Origin of the sequence: Kitasatospora saccharophila (assembly GCF_039529925.1) — a bacterium.
Taxonomy (GTDB): Bacteria; Actinomycetota; Actinomycetes; order Streptomycetales; family Streptomycetaceae; genus Kitasatospora; species Kitasatospora saccharophila.
The window spans coordinates 90,418-116,362 of the sequence record NZ_BAAANS010000019.1 but is presented as its reverse complement, the minus strand read 5'-3'; the positions used below and the strand labels follow the sequence as shown (position 1 = coordinate 116,362).

23 protein-coding genes and 1 tRNA gene are annotated in these 25,945 nt (G+C 76.2%); 16 read left to right on the top strand and 8 right to left on the bottom strand.

Annotated elements, in window-relative coordinates:
• Nucleotides 1-30 precede the first annotated feature (30 nt).
• Together ABD345_RS16175 and ABD345_RS16170 are read left to right on the top strand one after the other, a co-directional pair.
• A tRNA-Pro gene (locus ABD345_RS16175) sits at nucleotides 31-107 on the top strand.
• Entirely contained in the window at nucleotides 107-2,374 is a 2,268-nt protein-coding gene (locus ABD345_RS16170; protein ID WP_344552822.1) for a hypothetical protein, read from the top strand. The genes ABD345_RS16175 and ABD345_RS16170 overlap by 1 nt, the downstream gene beginning before the upstream one ends.
• Before the next feature lie 46 nt (nucleotides 2,375-2,420).
• Here ABD345_RS16170 and ABD345_RS16165 read toward each other — a convergent pair whose 3' ends face one another.
• Nucleotides 2,421-3,116, bottom strand: a complete 696-nt coding sequence (locus tag ABD345_RS16165; RefSeq protein WP_380275669.1) for a helix-turn-helix transcriptional regulator — start codon at nucleotides 3,114-3,116, stop codon at nucleotides 2,421-2,423.
• A 398-nt stretch (nucleotides 3,117-3,514) separates the two neighbouring features.
• On the opposite strand from ABD345_RS16165, the gene ABD345_RS16160 reads away from it, so the two are divergent.
• The 3 genes from ABD345_RS16160 (at nucleotide 3,515) to ABD345_RS16150 (ending at nucleotide 8,868) form a co-directional block, all read left to right on the top strand.
• The gene (locus tag ABD345_RS16160) at nucleotides 3,515-6,535 is read left to right on the top strand and encodes an AfsR/SARP family transcriptional regulator (protein WP_344552821.1); all 3,021 of its coding nucleotides are present in this window, start codon (nucleotides 3,515-3,517) and stop codon (nucleotides 6,533-6,535) included.
• 528 nt (nucleotides 6,536-7,063) lie between these two features.
• Nucleotides 7,064-8,368 carry a DUF6271 family protein gene (locus tag ABD345_RS16155; protein WP_344552820.1) on the top strand — a complete coding sequence of 435 codons (1,305 nt, stop codon included), beginning with the start codon at nucleotides 7,064-7,066 and terminating at the stop codon, nucleotides 8,366-8,368.
• Entirely contained in the window at nucleotides 8,365-8,868 is a 504-nt protein-coding gene (locus ABD345_RS16150) for a GNAT family N-acetyltransferase (protein ID WP_344552819.1), read from the top strand. Before ABD345_RS16155 ends, ABD345_RS16150 begins: the two co-directional genes overlap by 4 nt.
• A gap of 74 nt (nucleotides 8,869-8,942) precedes the next feature.
• On the opposite strand, the gene ABD345_RS16145 is transcribed toward ABD345_RS16150, so the two are convergent.
• Genes ABD345_RS16145 through ABD345_RS16130 form a run of 4 tightly spaced genes read right to left on the bottom strand, consistent with a single transcriptional unit; the run spans nucleotide 8,943 to nucleotide 11,852 of the window.
• Nucleotides 8,943-9,674: a 4'-phosphopantetheinyl transferase family protein gene (locus ABD345_RS16145; RefSeq protein ID WP_344552817.1), complete on the bottom strand. Its 732-nt coding sequence runs from the start codon at nucleotides 9,672-9,674 to the stop codon at nucleotides 8,943-8,945.
• Nucleotides 9,671-10,498 carry a hypothetical protein gene (locus ABD345_RS16140; protein ID WP_344552816.1) on the bottom strand — a complete coding sequence of 276 codons (828 nt, stop codon included), beginning with the start codon at nucleotides 10,496-10,498 and terminating at the stop codon, nucleotides 9,671-9,673. Before ABD345_RS16140 ends, ABD345_RS16145 begins: the two co-directional genes overlap by 4 nt.
• A gap of 4 nt (nucleotides 10,499-10,502) precedes the next feature.
• Entirely contained in the window at nucleotides 10,503-10,877 is a 375-nt protein-coding gene (locus ABD345_RS16135; protein ID WP_344552814.1) for an acyl carrier protein, read from the bottom strand.
• 42 nt (nucleotides 10,878-10,919) lie between these two features.
• Nucleotides 10,920-11,852, bottom strand: coding sequence for a 3-oxoacyl-[acyl-carrier-protein] synthase III C-terminal domain-containing protein (locus ABD345_RS16130; protein ID WP_344552813.1), 933 nt, complete (start codon nucleotides 11,850-11,852; stop codon nucleotides 10,920-10,922).
• Nucleotides 11,853-11,951: 99 nt separating this feature from the next.
• On the opposite strand from ABD345_RS16130, the gene ABD345_RS16125 reads away from it, so the two are divergent.
• The 4 genes from ABD345_RS16125 to ABD345_RS16110 all read left to right on the top strand — a co-directional run bounded on the left by ABD345_RS16125 (nucleotide 11,952) and on the right by ABD345_RS16110 (nucleotide 15,258).
• A complete protein-coding gene (locus ABD345_RS16125) occupies nucleotides 11,952-12,269 on the top strand; it encodes a hypothetical protein (RefSeq protein ID WP_344552812.1) in 318 nt (105 codons plus the stop codon).
• Nucleotides 12,266-13,426 carry a glycosyltransferase gene (locus ABD345_RS16120; protein ID WP_344552810.1) on the top strand — a complete coding sequence of 387 codons (1,161 nt, stop codon included), beginning with the start codon at nucleotides 12,266-12,268 and terminating at the stop codon, nucleotides 13,424-13,426. Before ABD345_RS16125 ends, ABD345_RS16120 begins: the two co-directional genes overlap by 4 nt.
• 89 nt (nucleotides 13,427-13,515) lie before the next feature.
• Entirely contained in the window at nucleotides 13,516-14,469 is a 954-nt protein-coding gene (locus tag ABD345_RS16115) for an ATP-binding cassette domain-containing protein (RefSeq protein ID WP_344552808.1), read from the top strand.
• 24 nt (nucleotides 14,470-14,493) lie between these two features.
• Nucleotides 14,494-15,258: an ABC transporter permease gene (locus ABD345_RS16110; protein ID WP_344552807.1), complete on the top strand. Its 765-nt coding sequence runs from the start codon at nucleotides 14,494-14,496 to the stop codon at nucleotides 15,256-15,258.
• A 55-nt stretch (nucleotides 15,259-15,313) separates the two neighbouring features.
• On the opposite strand, the gene ABD345_RS16105 is transcribed toward ABD345_RS16110, so the two are convergent.
• The 3 genes from ABD345_RS16105 to ABD345_RS16095 all read right to left on the bottom strand — a co-directional run bounded on the left by ABD345_RS16105 (nucleotide 15,314) and on the right by ABD345_RS16095 (nucleotide 18,785).
• On the bottom strand, nucleotides 15,314-16,642 hold the full coding sequence (locus tag ABD345_RS16105) for an aminotransferase-like domain-containing protein (RefSeq protein WP_344552806.1): 1,329 nt from the start codon (nucleotides 16,640-16,642) through the stop codon (nucleotides 15,314-15,316).
• A complete protein-coding gene (locus ABD345_RS16100; RefSeq protein ID WP_344552805.1) occupies nucleotides 16,639-17,583 on the bottom strand; it encodes an alpha/beta hydrolase in 945 nt (314 codons plus the stop codon). Before ABD345_RS16100 ends, ABD345_RS16105 begins: the two co-directional genes overlap by 4 nt.
• Nucleotides 17,584-17,708: 125 nt before the next feature.
• Nucleotides 17,709-18,785: an alpha-hydroxy acid oxidase gene (locus ABD345_RS16095; RefSeq protein WP_344552803.1), complete on the bottom strand. Its 1,077-nt coding sequence runs from the start codon at nucleotides 18,783-18,785 to the stop codon at nucleotides 17,709-17,711.
• A 173-nt stretch (nucleotides 18,786-18,958) separates the two neighbouring features.
• Here ABD345_RS16095 and ABD345_RS16090 point away from each other — a divergent pair, with 173 nt between their 5' ends.
• The 7 genes from ABD345_RS16090 to ABD345_RS16060 all read left to right on the top strand — a co-directional run bounded on the left by ABD345_RS16090 (nucleotide 18,959) and on the right by ABD345_RS16060 (nucleotide 25,899).
• Nucleotides 18,959-20,401 carry a class I adenylate-forming enzyme family protein gene (locus ABD345_RS16090; protein WP_344552802.1) on the top strand — a complete coding sequence of 481 codons (1,443 nt, stop codon included), beginning with the start codon at nucleotides 18,959-18,961 and terminating at the stop codon, nucleotides 20,399-20,401.
• 71 nt (nucleotides 20,402-20,472) lie between these two features.
• Nucleotides 20,473-20,742 (top strand): acyl carrier protein, encoded by a 270-nt coding sequence (locus ABD345_RS16085; protein WP_344552801.1) that lies wholly within the window; start codon nucleotides 20,473-20,475, stop codon nucleotides 20,740-20,742.
• On the top strand, nucleotides 20,739-21,050 hold the full coding sequence (locus ABD345_RS16080) for an acyl carrier protein (protein ID WP_344552799.1): 312 nt from the start codon (nucleotides 20,739-20,741) through the stop codon (nucleotides 21,048-21,050). Before ABD345_RS16085 ends, ABD345_RS16080 begins: the two co-directional genes overlap by 4 nt.
• Nucleotides 21,047-22,261: a beta-ketoacyl synthase N-terminal-like domain-containing protein gene (locus ABD345_RS16075; RefSeq protein WP_344552798.1), complete on the top strand. Its 1,215-nt coding sequence runs from the start codon at nucleotides 21,047-21,049 to the stop codon at nucleotides 22,259-22,261. Before ABD345_RS16080 ends, ABD345_RS16075 begins: the two co-directional genes overlap by 4 nt.
• Nucleotides 22,258-22,833: a hypothetical protein gene (locus ABD345_RS16070; RefSeq protein ID WP_344552797.1), complete on the top strand. Its 576-nt coding sequence runs from the start codon at nucleotides 22,258-22,260 to the stop codon at nucleotides 22,831-22,833. Before ABD345_RS16075 ends, ABD345_RS16070 begins: the two co-directional genes overlap by 4 nt.
• A gap of 178 nt (nucleotides 22,834-23,011) precedes the next feature.
• A complete protein-coding gene (locus ABD345_RS16065; protein ID WP_344552796.1) occupies nucleotides 23,012-24,640 on the top strand; it encodes a class I adenylate-forming enzyme family protein in 1,629 nt (542 codons plus the stop codon).
• Nucleotides 24,637-25,899: a beta-ketoacyl-[acyl-carrier-protein] synthase family protein gene (locus ABD345_RS16060; protein ID WP_344552794.1), complete on the top strand. Its 1,263-nt coding sequence runs from the start codon at nucleotides 24,637-24,639 to the stop codon at nucleotides 25,897-25,899. The genes ABD345_RS16065 and ABD345_RS16060 overlap by 4 nt, the downstream gene beginning before the upstream one ends.
• Nucleotides 25,900-25,945: the final 46 nt, after the last annotated feature.

The window sequence follows — 25,945 nt, the reverse complement described above, 5'->3', positions numbered from 1 at the left end:
CCCCGGCCCGCTCCGTAGGGTGGCGGGCAGCGGCGTGTAGCTCAGTCAGTCGGAGCACCGGACTCGGGATCCGGAGGGCGCGGGGGCAGGACCCGCCACGTCGGCCATGGACAAGAACGCTGATCAGCAGCACCCGACCGTCACCGTCGACCCCGGCTACGCCCACGGGCAGCTCGCCCGGGCGTTCGCCACCGCCCTCTCCCACCCCGACGCCGCGACCCGCTCGCGGGCCGAGGGCCGCCTCGACCGGTGGCGCGCGGTGCTGGCCGGGATGAAGGACGGCAGCCTGCGGATCGGCACCCGGGCCCCGGTGGCCGGCCTGCCCGTGTGGGTCACCCCCGAGGTGCTGCACGGCGGCTTCGCCAGTGGTCGGGCCAGTGCCGAAGGGCCCCTGCAGCCGTACGAGTCGGAGGCGTGCCGGGTGGCGGGCATCCCGGCGGACCGGGCCGCGCTGTTCGCCCACTCGCTCACCGAGGCCGGCCTGGCCGGGCTCTGGGAGCTGCTGGAGAGCGGGCGCTACCGGGTGACGGTGCCGGAGGAGGCCGCGCTGCTCACGGTGGCCTGGCTGGTGCGGGCCGGCGAGCAGGAGGCCGCCCTCGAACTGGTCGCCGTGCTGGCGCCGTTCGCCGACCGGCTGCGCTTCACCCCGCCGACCGACGACGGCGGCCCGGCGCCCGGGGCCGACGCCGTCCACCGGCAGAGCGTCACGGACACCGTCGCCGCCCTGGAGCGGCGCGGCCCGAACCAAATGGTGGAGACCCAGCGCGAAGCACTGACGGTCTGGCTGCCGTTCTCCGACGAACTGCTCGCCCACTGGCTGGAGACCGCCGGGCCGGACGGCCGGGTGCTGCGGCACGACCCGGGCCCCGAGTGGCACCGGCGCGGGGCGGAACTCCTGGCCCGCTACCGGCTGTTGGCCGCCGCGAACCCGCTCTGCGGCAAGCACCGCAACCCGCGCAAGAACCTCGGCATCCTCCGCTCCGCCCTCGAACTGACGGTGGCGGGGCAGGAGTTGCCGCCCCGGCTGGCCGGGCTGCTGCGGTGCGCGGCCGAGTCGATGGTGCGCCGCCGCGGCCTGCCCGGCTCCGAGCGGCACACCGCGTTGCGCCGGGGCCAGGCCGAGCAGGCCGCGCTGCCCTCGCACCACGCGCTGGCCCGGCTGCTGCTGACCCGGCTCGCCGGACTGCCCCGGCACGACGGGCTGGCCGATCCCGCGAGCGTGCTCGCCCCGGCCGGCCCGGCCGAGGCGCGGCAGTACGGCGTCCCGGTCGGCACGGCGTTCCCGGCCGAGCTGCGCAGGCCGGTGCTGGCCGCCACCAGCGCCCCGGTCGAGACCCTGGTCGACCTCGGCCTGGTGCCCTCGGCCGAGGTACTGGCCGAGCTGGCACCGCAGTTGGCCTCGGCCGCGGAGGCGGACGCCTACCGGGACGGGGCGCTGGGCGCCCTCGCGGCGGCCAACCACCGCGCCTTCGCCGGGCGGCGCTCGCTCCTGCTGCTCGGCTACGCGCGCCAGGTGCGGTCCGAGGAGCTCCCCTGGGTGCGGGCCGCCGAGGCGCACCGGGACGCGGGCGGGGGCGAACTCGCCCTGCTGCGGCGGCTGGGCGGCCTCGCGGTCAACGCCTTCCCCGGCACCATCCTGCCGAACCCGCTGGTGAGGGAGCTGGCGGCGCTGGGCCGCCGGGCCGGCCTCGACGCGCCGTTCGTGGAGGAGTTGGCGGCCGACATCTTCATGGGCGGCTTCACCCCGAAGTACCTGGCGGCCGCCGGGGTCGCCGCCGACCTGCTCGGGGGGACGCTGTACGAGCGGTACTACGGCATCGACTACGCGGCCGTCCGCGCCCTGCCGCTGGACGAGTCGGCCGGCGGCCGGCGTTCCGCCGCCTCGGCCGGCTTCTCGGCCCTGTGCCGGGAGCGGACCGGCCGCACCGGCTCCTCCAGGTCGGTGGCCGACAACGGCACGGTGATCGAGCAGGCCCAGATCCTCACCACCCACAACCTGGCCACCCTGGTCGGGCCGGTCGGCGTCACCTCCGTCGACGGCTGGGACGTGCTCGCCCTCGGCGCGTTCACGACCGCCGCCCGGCTGGTGGCCCGGGCCGAGCGGCTCCCACGCCCGCTGGCCACGGTGAAGAACGCGGCCTTCGCCTGGCGGCAGATGGTCTTCCACCTCTCGCTCTGCACGCCGCAGGACCGCCGGGCGGTGCTCGACGTGCTCGTCGCGGACCATCCCGCCCGGCTGGCCCCGGCCGTGGCCGGGCTGGCGCTGGTCGCCGCCGGCGGGGAGTTCGAGGACGACGGCACCGCCGGGAAGGGCAGCGCGCGCCGCCTGCTCGGGTGGACGGTCGGCCCGCACTGGCTGCTCCGCCGCCCGTGACGCCCGGCTCCCCCGGGCGCCGGGGCCACCGACGGAACGGCCGGGCCTAGATGTAGCCCTCGCGCAGGGCGTAGGCCACCGCGTGGGCGCGGTTGCGGAGGTGGAAGCGGGTGGTGACGGTGTGGATGATGTTCTTGATCGTCCGCTCCGAGTAGAGGAGTTTGCCGGCGATCTCCCCGGTGTCCATGCCGTCGGCGACCAGGCGCAGCACGTCGACCTCGCGGGGCTGCATGCCGTGGTCGGCGGGGGCGCCGTCCGGGCCGTCGCCGGTGCGGCGGCGGCCCATGCAGCCGATCAGCTTGCCGAGCAGGTCGGGCGGGAGGTCGCCGTGGCCGCGGACGGCGGTGCGGACGGCCTGGCGCAGGCGTTCGCCGGTGACCTCGCGGCGCCACAGGATGGTGCTGACGCCGAGCGAGACGACGTCGAGCAGTTCGGGCTCCTGGATCCGGTCCAGGACCAGTACCACGCGCGTCCGTTCGGCCTTGACCAGCCGGGTGAGTCCGGCCAGCGCGGCCTCGTCGAAGGTGTCGGCGACCAGCAGGGCCACGCCGGTGCCGGCCTGCTGGTGGTGGTCGTCGACGAGCGTGATCTCCGGGCACTGCCGCAGGTAGCTCACCACGCCGGCCCGGGAGAGCGGGTCCAGGGCGTGGACGGCGACCGGGATCGGCCGGGTGGGCTGCGGCGGGATCGTCCGGGTGGTCGATCGGGTCGTCGTACGGACGTCGTCGGCGTACTGGAGCACGGCGCTGATTCCTTTCGTTGCGCTCGGCGGTGCGCCCACCGCCCCCCACAGGCGGCGGCGCACCGTCAGAACCGGTCGGCCGGCGTCGTCCGCACGCGACGCCGTCCCTCCTCCTCCCCCGGCCGGCTGGCACCGCGGGAGTTCCCCGTGCCCGCCGGAGGTTCGGCGGACGGGATCCACGCTATCCGCCTCCGATCAATAAAAGATTGACGGATGCGCATCTGCGCCGGCGGTTCCCGTTGCGCGGGAAGTTTTTTCCCTTTCCCGCCGCCGGGAGGGCGGTCGGCGCGGCGGAATCGAATGCGCGGGGCGCTCGGATGGCAAGTCCGGCCCGGGCCGGTCGAATTGCACCCGCCCCGGCGCCGCGGTCGCAGAGACCGAACCGCTACCTTCTGACGGTGACGGAAATCGGAGAGCCCAGCGGAACGTCGGCCCCGGAACCGGACGGCGGGGAGCGGCTGCGGCTGTGTCTGCTCGGGCCGGTGCAGGCGTGGTGCGGGGAGCGCGAGTTGGAGCTCGGGCCGCCGCAGCAGCGGGCGCTGCTGACCGCGTTGGCGCTGCGGGCGCGCCGGATCGTGTCCGTCGACGAGCTGCTCGACGCGCTGTGGGAGGAGCCGCCGGCCCGGGCCGCCGCCATCGTGCGCACGTACGTGTCGCGGCTGCGGCGGGTGCTGGAGCCGGACCGGGTGCACCCGTCGGTGCTGGTGTCCTCGGGCAGCGGCTACGTGCTGCGGCTCCCGGCGGACTGCGTGGACACCGAGGTGTTCGAGGACCGGGTCGCGGCGGCGGGCCGGGCCCGGGCCCGGGGGGACGCGGCCGGGGCGCTCGGGCTGCTGCGGGAGGCGTGCGGGCTGTGGCACGGCGAGCCGCTGGCCGGGCTGCCGGGGCCGCTCGCCCAGGCGCACCGGGCCCGGCTGGTCGAGCGCCGGCTGAACGCCGTCCAGGCTTGGCTGGAGGCCGAGTTGGAGACCGGGCGGCACGCGGAGGTGATCGGCGAGCTGACCGTGTGGGTCAGCCAGTACCCGCTGCTGGAGCCGATGCGCGAGCTGCTGATGCTGGCGCTGTACCGGGGCGGCCGGCAGGCCGAGGCGCTGGGCGTGTACGCGGACGCCCGGCGCGCGCTGCTGGAGCAGCTGGGGGTGGACCCGGGGCCGCGGCTGCGCGAGCTGCACCTGGGCATCCTGTCGGGCGATCCGAAGCTGGCCGCGCCCGCCGTGCCGGTCGGGCCGGCGGCACCGGTGGCGCCGGGGTCCGGGCCGGGCGGCGAGCCGGGCGGTCCGGCGCCCGTCCCGCCGGCCCAGCTGCCCGCCGACGTCTCCGACCACACCGGCCGGGACGCGCTGTGCGCGGCGCTCGGCGCGGACCTGGCGCCCGGCGGTCCGGCGATGCCGGTGGTGGGGCTGTCGGGCCTGGGCGGGGTGGGCAAGTCGACGCTCGCGGTGCACGTCGCGCACGCGGTGGGCGGGCAGTACCCGGACGGGCAGCTGTACGTGAACCTGCGGGGGGCGGGGGCGCTGCCCGCCGACCCGGGCGAGGTGCTGGCCGGTTTCCTGGGCGCGCTGGGGGTGGCCGACGCGGCGCTCCCGTCGGGGACGGCGGAGCGGGCCGCGCTGTTCCGGTCCCGGGTGGCGGGCCTGCGGGTGCTGATCGTGCTGGACGACGCCCGGGACAGCCGGCAGGTAGGGCCGCTGCTGCCCGGCAGCCGCTCGTGCGCGGTGCTGGTGACCAGCCGGGCCTGGCTGTCGGGGCTGCCGACGACCCGGCAGGTCGCGCTGGAGCCGCTGACGCCCGGGGAGTCGGTGCGGCTGCTGGCGGTCATCGCCGGGCCGGAGCGGGTGGCGGCCGAACCGGCGGCGGCCCGGCGGCTGGTGGCGGCCTGCGGGTTCCTGCCGCTGGCGGTGCGGACGGCGGCGTCCCGGCTGGCGGCCCGTCCCGGCTGGCAGCTGTCGCACATGGCGGACCGGCTGGCCTCGGAGCGGCGGCGGCTGGCCGAGCTGGAGTCCGGGGAGCTGGCGGTCGCCGCCTCGTTCCGGCTCAGCTACGACCAGTTGGAGCCGGAGGCCGCCCGCGCGTTCCGGCTGCTGTCGCTGGCGGACGGCCCGGGGGTGTCCTCGGCGGCGGCCGCGGTGCTGCTGGGGCTGCCGGAGCCGGCGGCGGAGCGGCTGGCCGAGGCGCTGACCGACCTGGGGCTGCTGTCCTGCCCGTTCCCGGGCCGCTACCAGTACCACGACCTGCTGCGGCTGTTCGCCCGCGAGCTGGTCCGGGAGGTGGACGGGGAGGCCGCCGGGCGGGCCGCGGTGGAGCGGCTGCTGCGGCACTACCTGGCGAGGGTGGCGGGCCTGTACCGGGTGGTCCGGCCCGGCTACCCGTTCCCGGACCTGGTGGCGGCGCGGATCGCCGAGCCGGGCACCACCGGGCCGGGCACCACCGGGCCGGGCTCCGCCGAGCCGGGCTCCGCCGAGCCGGGCTCCGCCGAGCCGGAGTTCACCGGGCCGGCGTTCGCCGAGCCGGGCTTCGCCGGGCCCGCCGAGGGGCTGCGCTGGGCCCGGCAGGAGGTGCCGGCGGTGCTGGCGGTCGCCGGGCAGGCCGTCCGGGACCCGCAGGGCCCGCTGGCGCTGGTCGCCGACCTGACGCTGGTGCTGATCCAGCTGATCGACCTGGGCACGGCCGTCCCGGAGCTGTGCGAGCTGGCCGGCCGGGTGGCCGAGGCGGCCGCGGCGGCGGGCCTGGCGGAGGGCGAGGCGCGGGCCCGGTACACCCTGATGTGGGCGCAGCGGGAGTTCCAGCGCACCCGGCAGGCCCGGTCCGAGGCGGTCCGGGTGGTGGCGCTGGCCCGACGGACGGGGCAGGCGGCGCTGCTGCCCGGGGCGCTGATCGTGCTGGCGCTGACCGGCCTGCCGCACTGCACGGACGAGGAGGTCGCGGCCTGGTGCGACGAGGCGGTGGCGCTGAGCGCCGAGTCGGGCAACCGGTCCGCGCGGGCCTTCGTGGAGGGGATGGCGGCGCTGGCGGACCTGGCCGTGGACCGGCCGGAGTCGGCGCTGGACCGGGCCGAGCGCGCGCTGGCGGCGTTCAAGGGCCTCGGTGACTTCGTCGGCCAGGTGCACGTGCTGTACGCCCGGGCGACGGCGCTGCACGGGCTGGGCCGGTTCGAGGCGGCGTGCCGGGACTACGAGGAGTGCCTGGGGGCGCTGCGGGCGCTCGGTTCGCGGGACCGGATGCCGGGCGTGCTGGTGTCGCTGGCCGAGTCGCTGCGGGCGGCGGGGCGGCCGGCGCAGGCGCTGGAGGCGGCCGAGCAGGCGCTGGCGATCGCCGAGCGGGTGGGGCTGGAGCACCGCCGGGCGGACGCGCTGAGCGCGGTGGGCCGCGCGCTGTCCGACCTCGGGGAGCAGGACCGCGGCCGGGCCTGCCTGGCGTAGTGCGGCCAGGACCGCGGCCGGGCCTGCCTGGCTTAGTGCTGCGCTCCCGGGGAAGGGCGGCCGCGCACTCCCGGAACGTTTTCCCCGCAATTCCGTTATCTCGCCGAGATACTGCGCGCAGGGTGCGCAACGATCATCACGGTTCTATTTCGGGGTGAACCGGCGGGCGGCGAATGGGCGTCCCGGGGTTCATTCGGCCGGGCCGGGTTCCGGTGCGGTGGACTTCGCGGTCACGGAAGTCGGCCTGCCGGCCCGGGGGGATTCCGGGGCGGATTCCGTCCGCCCGTTCCCGGTCCGTCCGCGGGGCCCGGAGCGCACCCGGGGCGTTCCGGGCCGGCGCCCCGGCGGGGCAGCGGCCGCTGCCCCATCGGGCACTGTCGGCGGGCGGCGGGGACGGCCCTCCGGCGGCGCGTTGACACCCCCTCCGGGGCTGGACCAGGGTGAGGCGGGCCGGGCCGGGCGCCCTTCTGCTCGCTCGACTGCCGGGCGCCGCGCCGAATCCGACGATCCGACGGAGATCCCCACACCATGCAACGAGTCTGCCTCGCCCTGCCCACCATGCGGGCCTGTCCCGGCACCATCGTGGACCTCGCCGAGGAGGCGGCCTACGCCGTCGAGACCTTCGGGGCCGAGGTCCACCTCCTCGTCCTGGACACCACCGAGGGCGCCGAGTTCGCCAAGAACGCGGACGCCGTGGCCGCGCTGGTGCCGGCCCCCGGCGTGTTCGTCCACCACCTGGGCAACGCGGCGCAGCGCGCGTTCTTCCTCGACGTGGCGCGGCGCTCCGGCGGGGCCGACCCCGAGCTGCTGCTGGACCTGATGCTCCCGCAGGACGTCGCGTACGGCTCCTGCGTGAACCGGATCTTCCTGGGCGCCGCCGCGCTCGGCTGCACCTCGGCGCACCTGCGCAACGACGACTTCGACTACCAGGTGGTCGACGGCGCGAAGATGTTCCCGATCCACCACGAGCTGCTGTCGCTCGGCAAGCCGGCCGGCGAGGCGCTGGCCGGGGTGGCCCGCTCCGAGCTCGACCCGGCGGACGCGGAGAAGCCGGTGATGCTGGTCAGCGCCGCCTTCATGGGCGAACTCAACGTGGACATCGGCGAGATCAACGAGCTGGACCCGGAGGTCTACCGGGACCTGGTGCGGCTGTGGACCCCGCGGGTGTGGACCCTGGAGCAGCAGGACGAGATGGTGGACGTCTCCTTCAAGGGCGCCGAGCCCGACTCGTTCGACCCGGCCGACTCGGTGCTCGGCGTGCCGGACATCTGGGACGTCTACATGTGCAACGTCGCCATCGACCACCGGGGTTACGAGGTGCTGCCGCTGGTGCCCTCGCTGCGCACCATCGGCGCCGACTACGCGCTGCTGCACGCCCTGGTGCACGCCAAGCTGCCCGCCGTCATCCACAAGCGGCACATCGTCAACTACTACACGCCGGAGCGCCGGATCGGCGCCGGGTTCGTCTCGTACCAGCTGCGTTTCGTGAAGATGCTGCTCTCGATGCTGTACCTGTACCCGGTCTACGGTCAGATGATCGACCTCGGCACCGGGCTGCTGGACGAGCGGCACGAGCTGCGGGTGGAGCCGATCCTCGGCCTGGTGCGGAGCACCGTCGACCTGGACCGGGACGTCAACGAGACCTGCCTGGACGAGGTGGACCGCCTCTACCGCAAGCTGGGCGGCAAGTACGCCGAGCTGGCGGACGTGGTGGCCGGGCAGCGGCAGCAGCTGCTGGACGAGGCCCGGGAGGACACCCTGCGCTGGGTCGCGCTGATCGAGAACTGGGCGCCGATGGTGGCCGCCGCCCGCGAGCGGGGGCTCGCCGGGTGAGCGGGGAGTTCCTGATCCGGCAGCTGGCCGACGGGGACTGGGACGCCGTGGTCGCACTGGAGCACGCGGCCTACGCGGCCGACGGCCTGTCCGAGGGGCGGGAGGCGCTGGAGTCCCGGGTCGCCTGCTCGCCGGGGACCTGCTTCGTGCTGGAGCAGCGCGACACCGGCGCCGTCCGCGGCTACCTGCTGAGCCTGCCGTACCCGCCGCTGCGCTGCCCGGACCTCGCCGTGGCGGAGGCCGGGGCGTTCGAGTCGGACAACCTGCACGTGCACGACCTGGTGCTGGCCGAGGAGCTGCGCGGCCGGGAGCTCGCCGCGAACCTGATGGAGCACCTGCAGGAGCGGGCCGCGGCGGAGGGCTTCGCGCGGATCTCGATGGTCGCGGTGCGCGGCTCCGACATCCTGCTGCGCTTCTACGGCTACCGCGCGCACCGGGAGGTGGCCGTGCCGGCCTCCTACGGACGGCGGGCGGTCTACATGTCGCGGCCCGTGGACTGACGGCGCGTCAACAGCGTTGAGCCCGACCGGCGTGGCTGCCGGTCGGGCCCGACGTGCTTCCCGCGCAAGGGAGTTCAGGCGGTCCAGGTGCGGTGCCGGACGGTGAAGGGGCGGTCGCCGTCGGCGGCGACCGCGGCGCGGAACGGGCCCGGCACCGGGACGTCGGCCAGCCGGAGCGGGCCGGGGCCGAGCGGGGCCGGGTCGGCCAGCCGCAGCGGGGAGGGCCCGGCGAGCGGGAGACCGAGGCCCTGGGCGAGCCGGCCGCCGTACACCTTGACGCAGGCTTCGCGGCGGCACCACAGCCGGGTGAAGCGGTCGGCGCCCTCGGCGGGGGTGGGCGCGTCCAGGACCAGGGCCGCGTCGGCGGGCGGGAAGTGGCGGCGGGCGATCCGGGCGCCGGCGCCGGGCCGGACGAGCCGCTCGACGTCCGCGCCGACCCGGCGCCCGACGGCGAGGGCCAGCAGCGCGAGCGCCCCCGACCCGGACCAGTTGACCTGGATCCGCGCGGCGGCCGGGGGCAGGACGGGGGCGGGCTTGCCGTGCGGGCCGTAGCGCCACGCCAGTTCGGCGGGCGCGGCGCCGAGCCGTTCGGCCACCAGCAGCCGGACGGCGCCGCGGGCCACCACGAACCGGCCGCCCCCGACCGGGTCGCGGCTGCGGTCGGCCCGCGCCCGCTCCTCGGCGTCGAGCAGGCCGTACAGCCGGCGGACCACGGCCGGGGGCTGGTCGGTGGGGATGCTCCAGACGTAGACGACGTCGACATCGTCGGGGGCGGCGGGGGCGGCGGTCACGGCGGGGTCGGTCACGGCAGGGTCAGGGTGCTGAGCCGGCCCAGCCGGCGGTCGTGGTCGGCGACCAGCAGCGGGCCGTCCTGCCCGGGGAGGCGGTCGGCCAGCAGGCTCCAGACGCCGGTGAACGGCTGTCCGGGGCGGGCCGCCGCGATGCCGTCCGGGGTGCCGTCGGGGCGGCTGTCGGAGCGGCCGTGCGCGGCGAGGTCGGCGGCGAGCAACAGCCCGGCGCCCGGCCCGAGTCGGCGGTGCTCGTCGAGGACGGAGCGCAGCGCCGCGGCGCCGTCCGGCCGGTCCTGCCCGCGCACCCGCAGGCCCTCCCCCGGTGCCTCCTCGCAGACCAGGACGACGGCGCGGTGCTCGGCGGGCAGTTCGACCGGTTCGGGGGTCTCGTAGTGCAGGGCGCTCTGCTCGGCGAGCACGATCACGGCCCGCCGGCAGCCGCCGGTGCGGTGCTGGACGGCGGCGAGGCGCAGCGCGGTGAAGGCGGCGGCGCTGCCCTGGTCGCAGACGGCGAAGGCGGTGGGCTGCCCGGGGCAGTGGCGGCTGAGCCGGAGCGAGCTCGGCGCGGCGGGCCGGACGTCCGGGGAGGAGAAGGCGAGGATCAGCAGGTCCGCGGGTTCGCCTCCGGGCAGGGCCCGTTCGAACAGGCCGGCGGCCATCTCCGCGTAGTCGTGCCCGGCTCCCGCGGTCAGCAGGTCCTCGCGCAGCGGCAGGCCGTACGGGCGGACCAGGTCGCCGGTGAAGGTGCGCAGGTCGGGGTGGAGGGCGGCCTCGGAGTGGCCGTCGGCTCCGGCGGCGACCGCCCTGGTCACGCGCAGGCCGCGGGTCTCGGCGGGCACCGGGTCAGTCCTCGTCGACGTGGTGTCCGACCACGTAGTCGGTGAGGCTGTCGACGGTGCGGAGGTCGTCGGTGCCGAGGCGCTCGACGTCGACCTGGATGGCGAGCGTCTCCTCGATGTCCAGGACCAGTTCGACGATGCCGGAGGAGGTGAGGCCGTAGTCGTCGAAGAAGCAGGCGTTCGCGGGGACGTCGGCGAGCTCGACGCCCAGGATGCGCGGCAGGACGTCCTCGATGCCGCGCCGGATGCGGGCGCGCACCTCGGGGTCGACCGGCTCGGCGGCGGGACCGGCGGCGGGACCGGTCGGCTCGGCGGCGGGACCGGCGGCGGGCAACTCGGTTGCGGGCAGGGCGGATTCAGGCAGGGCGGATTCAGACATGGGTGGACCGTCCGGTGGTGGGTGGTGGGGCGGGCGGGGGCGTCAGTGCTGCAGGACCATGGCCGCGAAGGTGGCGCCGATGCCCGCGGCGGCGATCAGGTAGTGGTCGCCGGGCCGGAGCGCTCCGCCGGTGGTGGCGGTGCGGAGGTTGACGAAGGCGTCCGCGGCGAAGCTGTGTCCGACCGCGGGCACGTTCTCCAGGAGCACCCGCTCGACGGGGTGGCCGAGTTGGCGGCAGATCATCCGCCAGGACGCCTGGTTAACGTTGTGCGGGAGCAGCAGCGCGAGGTCGGAGAGCTCCAGGCCGGCCCGGTCGAGCGCGGCCTCGATGGTCTCGATCATGGTGGGCTGGTACTCGCGCTGGTAGCGGACCATCAGTTCCGGGTCGTCGACCGGCCGGCCGTCGAACTCCGGTCGCTGGCGCACCTCGTAGGAGAGCACGCGGTTGCGGTCGCCGTCCGGGCTGACCAGGCAGGCCGTCGACGCCTCGGCGAAGATCGTGGTGCCGGGCAGCAGTTGGGCGTCCCGGGTGAAGGTCTTCTCCCCCGCGACCACCAGGGCCAGCGCCGACGGGTCGCCGTCGTCCGCGAGCAGCCGCCCGGCCAGGTCGACGGCCAGCAGCGAGGCGGCGCAGGCCTGTTGGGTGACGGTGAACGCCTCGGCGTTGGTGAGGCCGAAGCGTTCCCTGAGCTGGTGCAGGGGGTTGAGCGGGTAGGGCGCGGCGACCGGGGTGCTGCGGGCGTGCAGCAGGTAGCGGACGCGGTGTTCGTTGCCGCGCAGTTCGGGCAGCGCCCGGACGGCGGCGTCCAGCAGGTCGAGCAGCGTCCCGTCCGGGTCCAGGCGCACCTGGTCCAGGCCGTGGAAGCGGCGGAAGAGTCGGAGTTGACGTGGGGTAAGGCCGATCCTGGCGCCCACGTCCTCGATCGGTTCGAGTCGCGGGGGGAGGTGGACGGCCACTGCCTCCAGTGCGGTCACCCCGGTTAGTATTCCCACGCTCCGCGGGTCGCACAAGCGATCACCGCCCTGGAGCCCCCTCCCTCACCCCCGTTGCCGTCGAGCCGGTGGAGCCTTCCGATGACCGATTCCCCGCATTCCTCCGTACACCCAGGAACCGCCCCCGGCCTGGCCTCCGGGCCACCCGCCGGGCTCGATCCGGGATTGCTGGCCGCGCTGGCCGAGGCCGCCGACGCTCTGCCCGAATGGGCACAGTCGCTCGCCCCCGCGGACCGACTCGACGGCGATCTCGCCCTGGACGAGCGCGAGTTCGCCGTGCTGGACGCGCTGCTGCGGGAGCGCTTCGGCGCCGACCTGGGCGCGCTGCGGGCCGGCCTGGACGTGGCCGGCCTGGCCGCGCTGACCGTCGGCGACCTGGCGGAGCTGGTGCGCCGATGAGCCGCTTCCTGCTGGTGGTGCCCCCGCTGGCCGGGCACGTCCACCCGGCCGCCGGGATCGCGGACGAGCTGGCCGCGCGCGGCCACCAGGTGGCCTGGACCGGCACCGAGACGATGTTCCGGCCGCTGCTGGGCCCGGACGCCCGGGTCTTCGGCACCGGCAACCGGATGTTCCGGGCGATGGGCGGCCACGGCCTGGCCTCGCTGCGCTCGCTCTGGGAGGGCTTCGTCGTCCCGTACGCCAAGTTCACCCTGAAGCCGCTGGACGCGGTGGTGCGGGAGTTCCGGCCGGACGCGCTGCTGGTGGACCAGCACACCCCGGCGGGCGCACTGGTCGCGCACCGGCACGGGCTGCCGTGGGCGACGCTGGCGCCGGGGGCGATGGAGCTGGGCCGCCCGTACCGGCACCTGCCGCGGGTGGAGGCGTGGACGGCGGGCCTGCTGGCGGGGCTGTGGGAGCGGGCCGGGCTGCCGGCCGGGGAGTTCACCGACCCGCGGTTCTCCCCGCACCTGGTGCTGGCCACCTCCGGGCGGGCGCTGCTCGGCGACCTGGAGCCGATGCCGCAGCTCGCCGCGGTGGGGCCGGTGCTGACGGCGCGTCCGGGGGGTCCGGCGTTCCCGTGGGAGCGGCTGGCGGGCGGCCGGCGCACCGTGCTGGTCACGATGGGGACGATGTCGGACACCGTCGGCGCGGACTTCCTGCACCGCACCGTCGAGGCGCTGGCGCTGCTCGGCGGGGAGGGCGTCCGGGCGGTGGTCGCCTCGCCCCGGGGGGCACTGCCGGCTGCCCTTCCGGACTCCGTCCTGGTGGTCGATCGGGCACCCGTGCTGGAGCTGCTGTCCGGCGGCCGGTTGGACGCGGTGCTCTGCCATGGTGGGATGAACACCGTGGTCGAGTCGCTGGCGCACGGTGTCCCCGTGCTGGCGGCGCCGATCCGCAACGACCAGCCGTTCGTGGCGCAGCGGGTCGTGGAGGCCGGGGCCGGCCTCCGGATCCCGTTCGCCCGGGTCAGTCCGCCGGTGATCGCCGAGCGGCTGCGACGGGTGCTCGACGAGCCCTCCCTGCGGACGGCCGCCGAGCTGATCGGTCGTCAACTGCTGTCCGGTGGCGGGGCGTTGGCCGCCGCCGACCGGATGGAAGCGCTGTCCGCCCCCTGACGGCGCTCCGCGTCCGCCAATTGCCGTCCCATGAGCGGTGGTTGGCGGGCGCGGCCCCCCGCACCCCACTCCAGCACGGGAGTTCCGGATTGATCGAGACCAAGGGACTTCGCAAGTCCTACCCGTCCGGGAAGCACGGCCGGACCGTGGTCGACGCCGTCCGCGGCATCGACCTGGACGTCCCGGCCGGTGAGATCTTCGGATTCCTCGGCCCCAACGGCGCCGGGAAGACCACCACCCTGCGGATGCTCGCCACGCTCATCCGCCCGGACGGCGGCGAGGCCCTGATCGCCGGCGCCGACCTGCTGGCCGACCCGGCCGCGGTCCGCCGCCGGATCGGCTACGTCGCCCAGGGCGGCGGCACCGCCGACGCGGTCACCGGGCGGGAGGAGCTGGTCATGCAGGCCCGGATGTACGGCGCCCGCAAGGCCGAGGCCCTGCAGCAGGCCGCGGACGCCCTCAAGGCGTTCGACCTGACCGAGTTCGCCGACCGCCACTGCAGCACCTACTCCGGCGGCCAGCGCCGCCGGGTGGACATCGCCCTCGGGGTGATCCACTCCCCGAAGGTGCTGTTCCTGGACGAGCCGACGGTGGGCCTCGACCCGGCCAGCCGCGGCCAGGTGTGGGCCGAGATCAAGCGGCTGCGCACCGAGGGCATGACGGTGGTGGTCACCACCCACTACCTGGACGAGGCCGACGCGCTCTGCGACCGGGTCGCCATCGTCGACCACGGGCGGATCGTGGTGGAGGGCACGCCCGAGGCGCTCAAGCGCGAGATCTCCGGCGACGTGGTGCTGCTCGGCCTCACCGCCGAGGAGACCGGGCCCGCCGCCGACGCCCTGCGCGACCGGCCGTACCTGCACCGGCTGGAGCCGGGCGAGGACGGCCTGCGGCTCTACCTGGACGACGGCGCGGCGGCGGTCCCGCAGCTGCTGAGCGTCCTGAACGGGGCGGGCATCGTCCCCGGGACGGTCCAGCTCCAGCGGCCGAGCCTGGACGACGTGTTCCTGGCCCGCACCGGCCGCTCCATCGAACAGTCCTGACGAGAAAGCCCTGGAGTCCCTTCCGTGAAGCTCGCCCGTGACACCTGGCTGGTCTTCCAGCGGCAAGTACTGCTGATGTGGCGCACCCCGATCTGGATCGTGATCGGCGTCACCCAGCCGGTGTTCTACCTGCTGCTGTTCGCCCCGCTGCTGAAGCAGGTGCTGGGGCCGATGGGCGCCACCAGCTACGCCGAGGCGTACCAGATCTACGTTCCCGGCCTGCTGGCGGTGCTCTGCATCTTCGGCGGCCTCTACACCGGGTTCAGCCTGCTCGGCGAGCTGAAGGCCGGCATCATCGAGCGCTCCCGGGTGACCCCGGTCAGCCGGCTCGCCCTGCTGCTCGGGCGGGCGCTGCGCGAGACGCTCGGGCTGATCGTCCAGGCGGTCATCATCACGCTGGTCGCGCTGCCGTTCGGCCTGCGGGTCGACCTGCCCAGCCTGCTGCTGGCCTACCTGCTGCTCGGCCTGCTGGCGCTGATGACCTCCGCCATCTCGTACGGCATCGCCCTGGCGCTGCCCAACGACGCCGCGATGGCGCCGGTGGTGAACACCATCGCCCAGCCGATCGGCCTGCTCTCCGGCACCCTGCTGCCGATGGCGCTGGCGCCGCTGTGGCTGCAGACGGCGGCCGAGTGGAACCCCTTCTACTGGGCGGTGGAGGGCATGCGGGCGCTGTTCTCCGGCCACCCCGGGGACAGCGTGGTGTGGCAGGGGCTGCTGATCGTCACGGTGCTGACCGGCGCGGCGATCGCCTACTCGGCCCGGCTGTTCTCCACCCGGATCCGGTAGTCACCCGCGGGTGCGGGAGGGGAGGGGCCTCGGCCCCTCCCCTCCCGCGTGGTGCTCAGCGCGCGGCGGCCCGGACGAAGGCGGCCAGCCGGGCCACGCCCTCCTCGATCTGCCGCCCGTCCAGGGCGCTGATCGACAGCCGCAGCCACTGCTCGCCGCCGCCCGCCGGGTAGAACGGGGCCATCGGCGTCCAGAGCACCCCGTGCTCGCGGGCGCAGCGCTCCATCGCCGCCTCGTCGGCGGTGAACGGCACCCGGAGCACCGCGAAGAAGCCGCCCTCCGGCTCGTTCCAGGACACCCCGAGGCGCTCCCGCTCGGCCGCCGGGAAGTGCCGCTCCAGTTCGCGCAGCAGGACGTCCAGGTTGGCCGCGTAGTGGGCGCGGGCGGGGGCGTTGGCGGTGCGCAGCCGGCAGCCGTGGCGCAGCAGCATGCCGCCGATCACGGCCTGGCTGAGCGCCGGGGTGTTGACCGTCGTCATGCTCTTCAGCTTGGCGAGCTCGTCGGCGAGCAGCGTGGTGCGGCCGTCGGGGGCGGTCACCCGCTGGTCGGCGACGACGTAGCCGAGCCGGGCGCCGGGGAAGCAGGTCTTGGCGAACGAGCCGAGGTGGACCACCCGCCCGCGGTTCCCGTCCAGCGCCTTCAGGGTGGGGCGTTCGCCCTCCTGGCGGCTGAAGAAGCCGTACGGGTTGTCCTCGATCACCAGCAGCCCCTCCTCGGCCGCCACCGCCAGCAGCCCGGCCCGGGCCGCCACCGGCATGCTGGTGCCGGACGGGTTGGCGAAGTCGGGGACGACGTAGAAGGCGCGCGGGCGGCGGCCGGCGGCCCGGACGGCGCGGGCGGCCGCGCGCACGGCCTCCGGGTCCGGGCCGCCGCCGGGACCCTCCGGGACGGGGACGGTCGTCAGGTCGAGCAGCCGGGCGGCGCCGGTGACGCCGACGTAGCAGGGCGAGCTGACCAGCAGCACGTCCTCGGGCGTCGCGCACAGGGCGCGCAGCACCAGCAGCATGCCCTCCTGGGCGCCGACGGTGAGCACCAGCGACTCGGGGGCGACGTCCAGGCCCTCGTCGTTGGCGAGGGTGCGGGCGAGCAGGTCGGCGATGATGCCCTTGGTGGGCCCGTACTGGAACAGCGCGGTGCGCACCGCGCTGTCGCTCAGGCCGCGCTCCTCGCGCAGGTGGCGCAGGTAGGTGTCCAGGTCGGCGTGGACGTCCCCGGGTTCGAAGAAGCCCTCGTGCGGGCGGCCGGGGGCGAAGGAGAGCGCGTCCGGGTAGCGCTCGGTGACCTCGTTGAGGAAGGTCATCGCGTCCAGCAGCGGGTCGGCGAGGCTGGCGTGCAGGTCGTCCAGCGGGATGGTGGCGGTGCCGGCTTCGGCGGTCGTGGTCATCGGAGGGCCTCGCGCAGTCGGTCGGCGGCGTACTGCTGGGCGGCGCGGCCGTCGTCCAGGACGCCGGACATCGCGAAGAAGCCGTGCGGCATGCCGTCGTAGCGGCGCAGTTCGACCGGGACGCCGGCGGCGCGCAGGGCTTCGGCGTACTGCTCGCCCTCGTCGCGCAGCGGGTCGTACTCGGCGGTGATCACGGTGGCGGGCGGCAGCCCGGCCAGCGAGGGGGCGCGCAGCGGGGAGGCCAGCGGGTCGGCGCCGTCGGCCGGGTCGGCCAGGTAGTGGCCCCAGTACCAGGCCACCGAACGGCGGTTGAACAGCGCCGGGTCGTCGTGCTCGCGGACGGACGCGGTGTCCGCGGCGTGGTCGGTGTTCGGGTAGACCAGCAGCTGGTGCCGGATCGCCGGGCCGCCGCGCTCGCGGGCCAGCAGGGTGAGCGCGGCGGCCAGGTTGCCGCCCGCGCTGTCCCCGGCGACGGCCAACCGCCCCGGGTCGGCGCCGAGTTCGGCGGCGTGCGCGGCGGCCCACTCGGCGGCGGCGAGCACGTCGTGCACGGCGGCCGGGAAGGGGTGCTCGGGGGCGAGCCGGTAGCCGGCCGCGACGGTGACGCAGCCGACGGCGTTGGTGAGGCGGCGGCAGATCGCGTCGCCGGTGTCGAGCGAGCCGAGCGTCCAGCCGCCGCCGAACAGGTAGAGCAGAACCGGGAGTTCGGCCTCCGCCCCGGCGCCGTCCGCCGGGCGGTAGACCCGCAGCGGCAGCGGGCCGCCGGGGCCGTCGACGGTGAACTCCTCGACCGCGCCGACGGGTTCCGGGTTCCCGGCGGCCGCCCGGATGTCGGCGAGGTCGGCGGCGCGGGCCTCGGCGAGGGTGCGGGTGTAGAGCGGGGGCGTGCCGGCCGCGACGCGCTGCCGGCGCAGGGCCTCGGCCTGGGGGTGCAGTGGCAAGGGACGTTCCTGGGTTCGGGCCGCCGGGCGGCGGCGGGTCGGTGCGGGTCCTGGCGTACGGCGGTGGCGCGGGAGCGTGGTGGCGCGCACGAGGATACGGGGCGCGGGCGGCCCCGGGGAGGTGACTACCCGTCAACCACCGTGCGGTCGAGGTCTGTCAGTCGGGGGCGGCCCAACAGGGCGAGGGTGTCGTCGAGTTCGGCCTTCAACAGGTCGAGGACCCGGGCGACGCCGTGCTCGCCGTCGACGGCCAGGCCCCACAGCACCGGGCGGCCGATCAGGACGGCCCGGGCGCCGAGGGCGACCGCGAGGGCAACATCCGTGCCCGTCCGGACACCGCCGTCCAGGAGGACGGGCAGGCTCGGCGGTACCGCGGCGGCCACTTCGGGCAGCGCGTCGAGGGACGCCGGGGCACCGTCGAGCTGGCGGCCGCCGTGGTTGGAGACCACGACGGCGTCGACGCCGTGCTCGGCGGCGAGCCGGGCGTCCTCGGCGGTGAGGATGCCCTTGAGGACGATCGGCAGGCTGCTGCGTTCGCGCAGCCAGGCCAGGTCGGACCAGGTCAGGGTGGGGTCGAACTGCTCCCGGGCGTGGTCGGCGAGGCCCGAACTCCCTTCGTCCGCGCGGTGGCTGGCGGCCATCAGGGCCGGGTCGAGGTTGACGGCGCGGACGTGCGCGGGGATCGCGAAGCCGTTGCGGGCGTCGCGCAGCCGGCGGCCGATCCGGGGGGCGTCCACGGTCAGCACCAGGGCGCGGTAGCCGGCGGCTTCGGCGCGTTCGACCACGGCGGCCAGCGCGTCGCGGTGGCGCAGCCAGTAGAGCTGGAGCCAGAGCGGGCCGGTGGCGGCCTCCGCGATGGATTCCAGGGTGCGGCTGGCGAAGATCCCGGCGACCATGAGCGCCCCGGCGCGTCCGGCCGCGCGGGCGGTGGCGACCTCGCCCTCGGGGTGGAACAGCCGGTGGTAGGCCATCGGCGCGATGCCGACGGGGGTGCTCAGCGGGCTGCCGAGCAGAGTGAGGCCCTGGTCGGTGGCGGAGACGTCGACCATGGTGCGCGGGCGCAGCCGGTGCCGTGCGTACGCGTCCCGGTTGGCGGCGAGGGTGCGTTCGGCGCCGCTGCCGCCCTGGACGAAGTCCCAGAGCTCGGCGGGGAGCCGGCCCCGGGCCGCGCGTTCGAAGTCGGCCAGTTCGAGTGGTCCCACGGGGTTGCCTTTCCGGGCAGGCCGCGCTCGGGCCCGCTCCGGCCCGGCAGCGTAGGAGGCCGCGCGCTCAATGGTCTAGACCTTGCTTCGGTTCGATCGCCTGTGCCATCGTCAGGAAGTCGAACCGACCCCTCGGTTGCGACCGCACGACCATCCGACCTCCCCTTCGTGGAGTGGCGTTGACCGGCTCTTTCGCACCTTCCCTCCCGCCTGCCCAGGCCCCGGACGACTGGGTGGACCGCTTCCTGCTGGCCGGCCCGGACGACCAGGAGTGCCTGCGCTTCGGCACCCCCGTGGACCGCGCCGCGCTGCGCGCCCTGGTCGCCGAGCAGGCCGGCCGGCTCACCGCCGCGGGCCTCTCCCGCGGCGGCACGGCCGCCCTGCGGCTGGCGCCCTCGCTCGGCTACACCGCCGCGCTGCTGGCCTGCTGGCAACTGGGCGCCCAGGCCGTCCTGCTGGACCACCGCCTCACCGACCACGAGGTGGCGCTCGCCGTCGAACGGCTGGCCCCCCAGGTGCTGGTGGAGTCGGCGCACGGCCCCGCGGCCGCGATGCGCGGCTTCGCCGAGACCGACCCGGTGCCGGTGGCGCGGCCGGACGGCCGCCCGGCCGCGACCGGCCACGCCCTGGTCCAGCTGAGCTCGGGCTCGACCGGCCCGGCCAAGGTGATCGCCCGCACCGCCGCCGACCTGCTGCGCGAACTCGACTGCTACGCACGGCTGGAGGCGTTCCCGAAGGCCGGCGAGCGGGTCGTCCTGCTCTCCTCGGTGGTGCACGTGCTCGGCCTGGTCGGCGGGCTGCTCAACAGCCTGCACGCCCGGGTGCCACTGACCGTGCCCGCCCGGATGACCACGGCGGGCGTCCTGGCCGCGATCGGCGAGGACGACCGGCCGACCACCGTGATCGGCGTCCCGTTCCACGCCGAGCTGCTGGCCGGCGCGGCCGACCCGCCGCCGCTGCCGCAGCTGCGCCGGATGATCGTGGCCGGCGAACTGGTCCGGCCCGGGCTGCCCGCCGCCTTCACCGCCCGCTACGGCGTGCCGCTGGGCACCATGTACGGGATGACCGAGCTCGGCGTCATCGCCACCGACCTCGACGGCACCGGGCACCCCGAGGTGGTGCCCGTGCACGGCATGGACCTGCGCGAGGACGGCGGCGAACTGCACATCGCGATGGCCGCCTCCCCCTACCCGGGCCTCACCGACCCCACCCGCTGGTCGGACGGCCGCCTGCACACCAGGGACGCCGGGCGGGTCGACCCGGTGACCGGCCGGGTCACCGTGCTCGGCCGGCGCGACTCGCAGGTCTCGATCGGCGGCCTCAAGGTCGACCTCAACGAGGTCGAGCACACCCTCGCGGCCCTGCCGGAGGTCCGCGAGGCCGTGGTGGTCTTCGCGGACGGCGCCATCGAGGCGTACCTGGCCACCGAGGGCGCCGCCGCTGGCGCCAATGCCGACGCCACCGCCGATGCCGATGCCGTCCGGGCGGCGCTGGCCCGCGAGCTGGCCGCCTTCAAGCGGCCCCGGCAGCTCACCTTCCTCCCGGCGCTGCCCCGCACCGCCACCGGCAAGCTCGTCCGCGACAGCGCCGCGCTGCGCGCCGCCGCCGGCCGCTGACCGCCGGCCTGCCGACCGCTGACCGACCGCACACCCGTACCGAACCCCCGACCAGCACGAGGAGCACCACCATGCAGGAGCGCATCCAGGAGTTCGTCATCGCGGCACTCGCCGGGATGAACTACGACGTCGACGGGATCACCGGCGACACCGACCTCGGCCCGGCCGGGCTCGACCTCGAATCGCTGGCGCTCGCCGAGCTCTCGGTCCAGGTCGAGGACGAGTTCGGGATCAAGTTCGACCTGGACGAGATGGAGACCACCGCGCTGATGACCCTCGACCAGTTCACCGCCGACGTGGCCGGCCGGATCGCCACCACCACCGCCGGAACCGCCGCGTGAGCAGCACCGTGCTGCCGGACCGGGCCGCCGTGGTGGCGATGCTCGCGGCGTTCGGGCAGCGGGCCGCGGAGCAGGTGCCCGACACCCTCGGCTCGCTCGAACTCACCTGGCTGACCGCCGAGTTCGAACAGCGCTACGGCATCGAGCTGGAACTCTCGGACGAGCAGTTCGCGGCCGTCCGCACGGTGGACGACGCCGTCGCGGTGCTGCGCGCCGCCGTCCTGGCCACCGCCCCGGCCGCGCCCGGCGCCGACGCCGATGCCGCCCCCGACGCCGCCGCCGTCTCCGGTGGGGTCGCCCGGTCATGAGTTCCAGCGCACCGCCGGCCGACCGGCCGGTGTTCACCGGCCTCGGGGTGCTCAGCGCCTTCGGCCCCGGTCTCGCCCCGCTGGCGGCCGCCGCCACCCGGGGCGGGACCGGCTTCGCCGAGGTGACCCGCTTCGACGTCGGTCGGCGCGGCACCCGGCGGGCGGCCCTGCTGGCCGACCCGCCGCCGCTCGCCGACGCGGTGCTCGGCGCCGTCGCCGACGCCGGCCGACAGGCCGAACTCCCGCCCGGCGCACCGCTGTTGCTCGCCCTGCACAGCGACCTGCAGACCCGCGAGGTGGCCCGGCGGGTGTCGGAGGGCGCCGCCGCGCTCGGCCTGGCCGGGGTGCACCGGGTCTACACCGGCGCCTGCGTGGCGGCCGCCACCGCGGTGGCCGACGCCGCCGTCCTGGTCGGCTCCGGCCGGTACCCCCGGGTGGTGGTCGCGGCCGGACACCTGGTGGAGCCGGGCGTCTTCGCGGCCTTCGACGCGGGCCGGGCCCTGGCCCGCGACGGCGCACTGCGACCGTTCAGCGCCGGGCGCAGCGGCACCCTGCTCGGGGACGCCGCGGTGGCCGTGGTGGTCGAGGCGGCGGACGCCGCCGCCGCGCGCGGCGCCCGCCCGCTGGCCCGGCTGGCCGGCTGGGGCCGTTCCGGGGACGCCCACCACGTCTGCCGCCCGCGGCCCGACGGCGCGGGCGTGGCCCGGGCCGTCCGGTCCGCACTGGCCCGGGCCGGGGTCGTCCCGGCCGGGGTGGACTACGTCAACGCCAACGGCACCGGTTCGCCGATGTCCGACCTGGCGGAGGCACGGGCGCTGCGCGAGGTGTTCGGCGCGGCCCTGGCCACCCTCCCGGTGAGCTCCAGCAAGTCCGTCCACGGGCACGCCCTGGAAGCCTCCGCGCTGCTCGAACTCGCCGTCACCATCGGTGCGTTGGGCGGCGGAGGACTGCCGGTCAACGCCGGCTGGCTGGGGCCGGACCCGGAGGTCGAACTGCACCTCGTCCTGCCGGAGGGCCGGACGGACGACCGGACGGACGACCGGACGGACGACCGGACGGAGGACTCGGCGGAGGGCCGGACGGAGGACCGGGGGGAGAACTCGGCGGGGGGCCGAGCGGCCGACCTTCCGGGCACCCGGCCGCGCTGCGCGCTGAGCCTCAACTCGGCGTTCGGCGGCGCCAACACCGCGCTCCTGGTGGCCGCCGCGTGAGCCCGCTGCGCACCCTGGCCGCCGCGCACTGGCCGCCCGGCGAACCACCGCCCCCGCTGCCCGGCTTCGCCGCCTCGATCTTCAACCCGCTGGTCGCGGCCGTCGCCGAGCGCTGCCTGGCCGCCCACTACGGCGAACCCGGAGCGCCCGGAGCACCCAGCGGCCCCGGGGAATCCGGGGAATCCGGGGAGCCGCGCCGCACCGGCCTGCTGCTGGCCAGCGCCGGGGGCGACCGCGCCACCGCACTGGCCATCGACACCGCCGCCGCGGGGCACCGGATGCCGCCGCTGCTGTTCTTCCAGTCCAACCCGAACGCCGTCCTCGGGCACGTCGCCGCCCGCTGGCAGCTGACCGGCCCGGTCGTCGCGATCAGCCCGTTGGAGGCCGCCGCTCCCGGTGAACTCCCGCCGGACGCACTGGAGTCGGCCGCCCTGCTGCTGGCCGACGGCGACGCCGACCAGGTCCTGGTGATCACCGCCGAGTTGGCGGAGCGAACCGAACGGCCCGCCGGGGAGCCCGGTGCGGCCGGGGGCACCGGCCACGCCACCGCCGTCCTGGTCACCGCCGGCTGACCGCGCGCACCCCGCCTTCCCGACCGCCCGCCTTCCCGACCGTCCCGCTTTCCGACCGTCCCGCTTTCCGCGCGTCTTTCCGACCGCCCGCCTTTCCGACCGCCCGTCCGTACGCGTCCCCGGACGCCGCACCGCACCCGCACGGCCAGCGCCGTGGTCCGTGGGAGGGATCCACACCGTGAGCATCCGCAGTATCCGCAGCCTCCTGGCGAACGACCCGGACGTCGGCGCCGGGAACGTGCTGACCAGCAGGATCGCCCTGGGCCTCGGTCTCGACGTCCCGCTGCTGTCCTTCGACACCCCGGTGGACGGCCGCCCGGCCGGGCAGGCACTGACCCTGCGCGAGCTCGACCGCGCGGTGCGGGCCCGGGCCGCCGCGCTGCACGCCCTCGGGGTCGGCGAGCGGGACGCGGTGGTGGTGTACGCGACCGCCGCCGCCGACCAGGTGCTGTCCTTCCTGGCGCTGGCCCGGCTCGGCGCGATCCCGGCGCTGCTCAACCCCGGGGTCGAGGGCGAGCGCGCGGCCCGCTACATCGCCCGGCTCGGCGCCGTCGGCATCCTCACCGACCCCGCGCACCGGGCCGAACTGGCCGGGCACGACCCGGCGGCCCCGGTGCTCGCCGACGCCGCCGACCTCGGCTCCGCCGACCCGGACGCGGCGCCCGCCCCGTACCGGCACCACGCGGACGACCCGATCGCGATCACCCACTCCTCCGGCACCACCGGGATGCCCAAGGCGGTGGTGCACTCGCACGCCAGCCTGTACGCGTCGATCCGGCACCGCGCCGCGCTGCCCCGCCCGCAGGGCATCGACCGGGTGCTCAGCGCGCTGCCGGCCGCGCACGCCGCGACGCTGATCACGCTCAACCTGGCGCTCAGCTTCGACTCCCGGCTGCACCTGATCTCCCGGCAGACCGGCCCGGCCGTGCTGGACGCGATCGAGGGCTGGCGGCCGCAGAGCGTGTTCGGCTTCGCCACCACCTGGGCCGACCTGGCCCGGCAGGACCTCGCCGCCCGCGACCTGTCCTCGGTCGGCCTGTGGTGGAACACCGGCGACTGCGCGCACGAGGCGCACATCCGCCGGCTGATCGCGCAGGGCTCGCGCGAGACCGTCACCCGCGAGGGCCGCGGCCGGCTGGCGGGCTCGGTGTTCGTCGACGGCCTGGGCTCCACCGAGATGGGCCACTCGCACTTCCACATCACCCACGCCCCCGGCACCGAGAAGTACGGCCGCTGCGTGGGCCGCCCGCACACCTTCGTGGACTGCGAGGTGGTCGGCCCGGACGGCGCGCCGCTCGGCCCGGGCGAGGTCGGCGAACTCGCCACCGCCTCACCGACGTTGGCGCCCGGCTACTGGAACGACTCGGTCACCACCTACCGGACCCGGCTGCGCGGCCGCTTCCTCACCGGCGACCTGATGTACCGGGACGAGGACGGCTACTACTACCACGTCGACCGGCTGGTCGACGCGGTCGACCTGGGCGACGGGCGGCGGCTGTACACCGCGATGTCCGAGGAGCGGGTGCTGGCCGACGTCCCCGGCGTGCAGGACTGCACCGTGGTCTCCTTCCGGGACGGCGAGCGGGTGGTCACCGACGTGCTGCTGATCCTCGCGGACGGCGCCGACCGGGACGCCGACCGCACCGCCGAGGTGCTGGCGGCGCTCGACGGGCCCACCGCCGCCACCGTCCGCTCGGTCCTGGTGGTCGGCGACGAGGACCTCCCGCTCGGCCCGACCGGCAAGGTCCGCAAGGTGCTGCTGCGCGAGCGCCACCTCGCCGCGATGACCTCGGCGGGGGCCCGGTGACCCGGGCCGGACGGCCGGGCGCCGTCGTCACCGGCATCGGGATGGTCACCTCGCTCGGCCGCGAACCCGGCGAGGTCTTCGAGGCGCTGACCTCCGGGCGCAGCGGCATCACCGCCGTCCCCGAGGGCCACGTGGCGCACGGCTGGCTGCCCGCCGCCGGGATCGCCCCGCACGTCGACGGCCGGGAGGTGCTGCCGCCGACCGAGACCCGCTGCGTGGACCGCTTCGCGCTGCTGGCGATGGCCGCCGCGGACGCCGCACTGGCCGACGCCGCGCTGGTGGTCGGCCGGGACGCCGACGCCCGGCGCACCGCCGTGGTGCTGGGCACCGGCGGCGGTGGCCTGGAGACCTACGAGGAGCAGGCGCGCCGCCGCCAGGAGCGCGGCCGTCCCGGCGTCAGCCCGTACCTGCTGCCCGGGATGCTCTCCAACATGGCGACCGCCCGGATCGCGATCAAGCACGGCATCCGGGGCTTCAGCACCGCGATCGTGACGGCCTGCGCGGCCGGCGCTCAGGCGGTGGCCGAGGGGCTGCGGCTGATCCGGGCCGGTGACGCGGACGTGGTGGTGTGCGGCGGGACGGACGCCTCGCTGCACCCGACGATCGTCTCGGCCTTCACCAACGCCCGTGCGCTGTCCCAGGGTTGGGACGATCCGGCGCAGGCGTCCCGGCCGTTCGACGCCCGCCGCAACGGCTTCGTGCTGGGCGACGGCAGCGCCGTGCTGGTGCTGGAGAGCGTCGAGCACGCCGAGGCCCGCGGCGCGGCCGGGTACGCCGAACTGGTCGGCTGGGGCTCCAGCACCGACGCCCACCACCCGACCATGCCGCGCCCGGACGGCTCGGGCGCCGCCGACGCGATGCGCGCCGCCCTGGCCAACGCCGGGCTGGCCGCCGCCGACATCGGCTACGTCAACGCGCACGGCACCGGCACCAAGCTCGGCGACCTCGCCGAATCGGCCGCGCTGAACGCCGTGTTCGGCGCGCACCGGCCCGCCGTCAGCTCCACCAAGGGCGCCACCGGCCACCTGCTGGGCGCGGCCGGGGCGGTGGAGGCCGCCGTGACCGCGCTGGCGGTGGCCCGCGGCCTGCTCCCGCCGACCCTCAACCTGGACGAGCCCGACCCGGCCTGCGACCTGGACCACGTCCGCGGCGCCGCCCGGCCGGTCCGGCTGCGGGCCGCGCTCAGCAACGCGTTCGCGTTCGGCGGCCACAACACCAGCCTGGTCTTCGGACCGACGCCCACCCGCACCGCCAAGTAGGCCGACCGGACGGCCCGTTCGCCCCGGCCGGCCACTCCGCTCTCCA

What these genes read in the sequence shown, in the direction of transcription:
- ABD345_RS16170 (WP_344552822.1), top strand. Translation starts at nt 107, where the DNA reads ATGGACAAGAACGCTGATCAGCAGCACCCGACCGTCACCGTCGACCCC.
- ABD345_RS16155 (WP_344552820.1), top strand. Translation starts at nt 7,064, where the DNA reads ATGCAACGAGTCTGCCTCGCCCTGCCCACCATGCGGGCCTGTCCCGGC.
- ABD345_RS16135 (WP_344552814.1), bottom strand. Translation starts at nt 10,877, where the DNA reads ATGTCTGAATCCGCCCTGCCTGAATCCGCCCTGCCCGCAACCGAGTTG.
- ABD345_RS16125 (WP_344552812.1), top strand. Translation starts at nt 11,952, where the DNA reads ATGACCGATTCCCCGCATTCCTCCGTACACCCAGGAACCGCCCCCGGC.
- ABD345_RS16120 (WP_344552810.1), top strand. Translation starts at nt 12,266, where the DNA reads ATGAGCCGCTTCCTGCTGGTGGTGCCCCCGCTGGCCGGGCACGTCCAC.
- ABD345_RS16105 (WP_344552806.1), bottom strand. Translation starts at nt 16,642, where the DNA reads ATGACCACGACCGCCGAAGCCGGCACCGCCACCATCCCGCTGGACGAC.
- ABD345_RS16085 (WP_344552801.1), top strand. Translation starts at nt 20,473, where the DNA reads ATGCAGGAGCGCATCCAGGAGTTCGTCATCGCGGCACTCGCCGGGATG.
- ABD345_RS16075 (WP_344552798.1), top strand. Translation starts at nt 21,047, where the DNA reads ATGAGTTCCAGCGCACCGCCGGCCGACCGGCCGGTGTTCACCGGCCTC.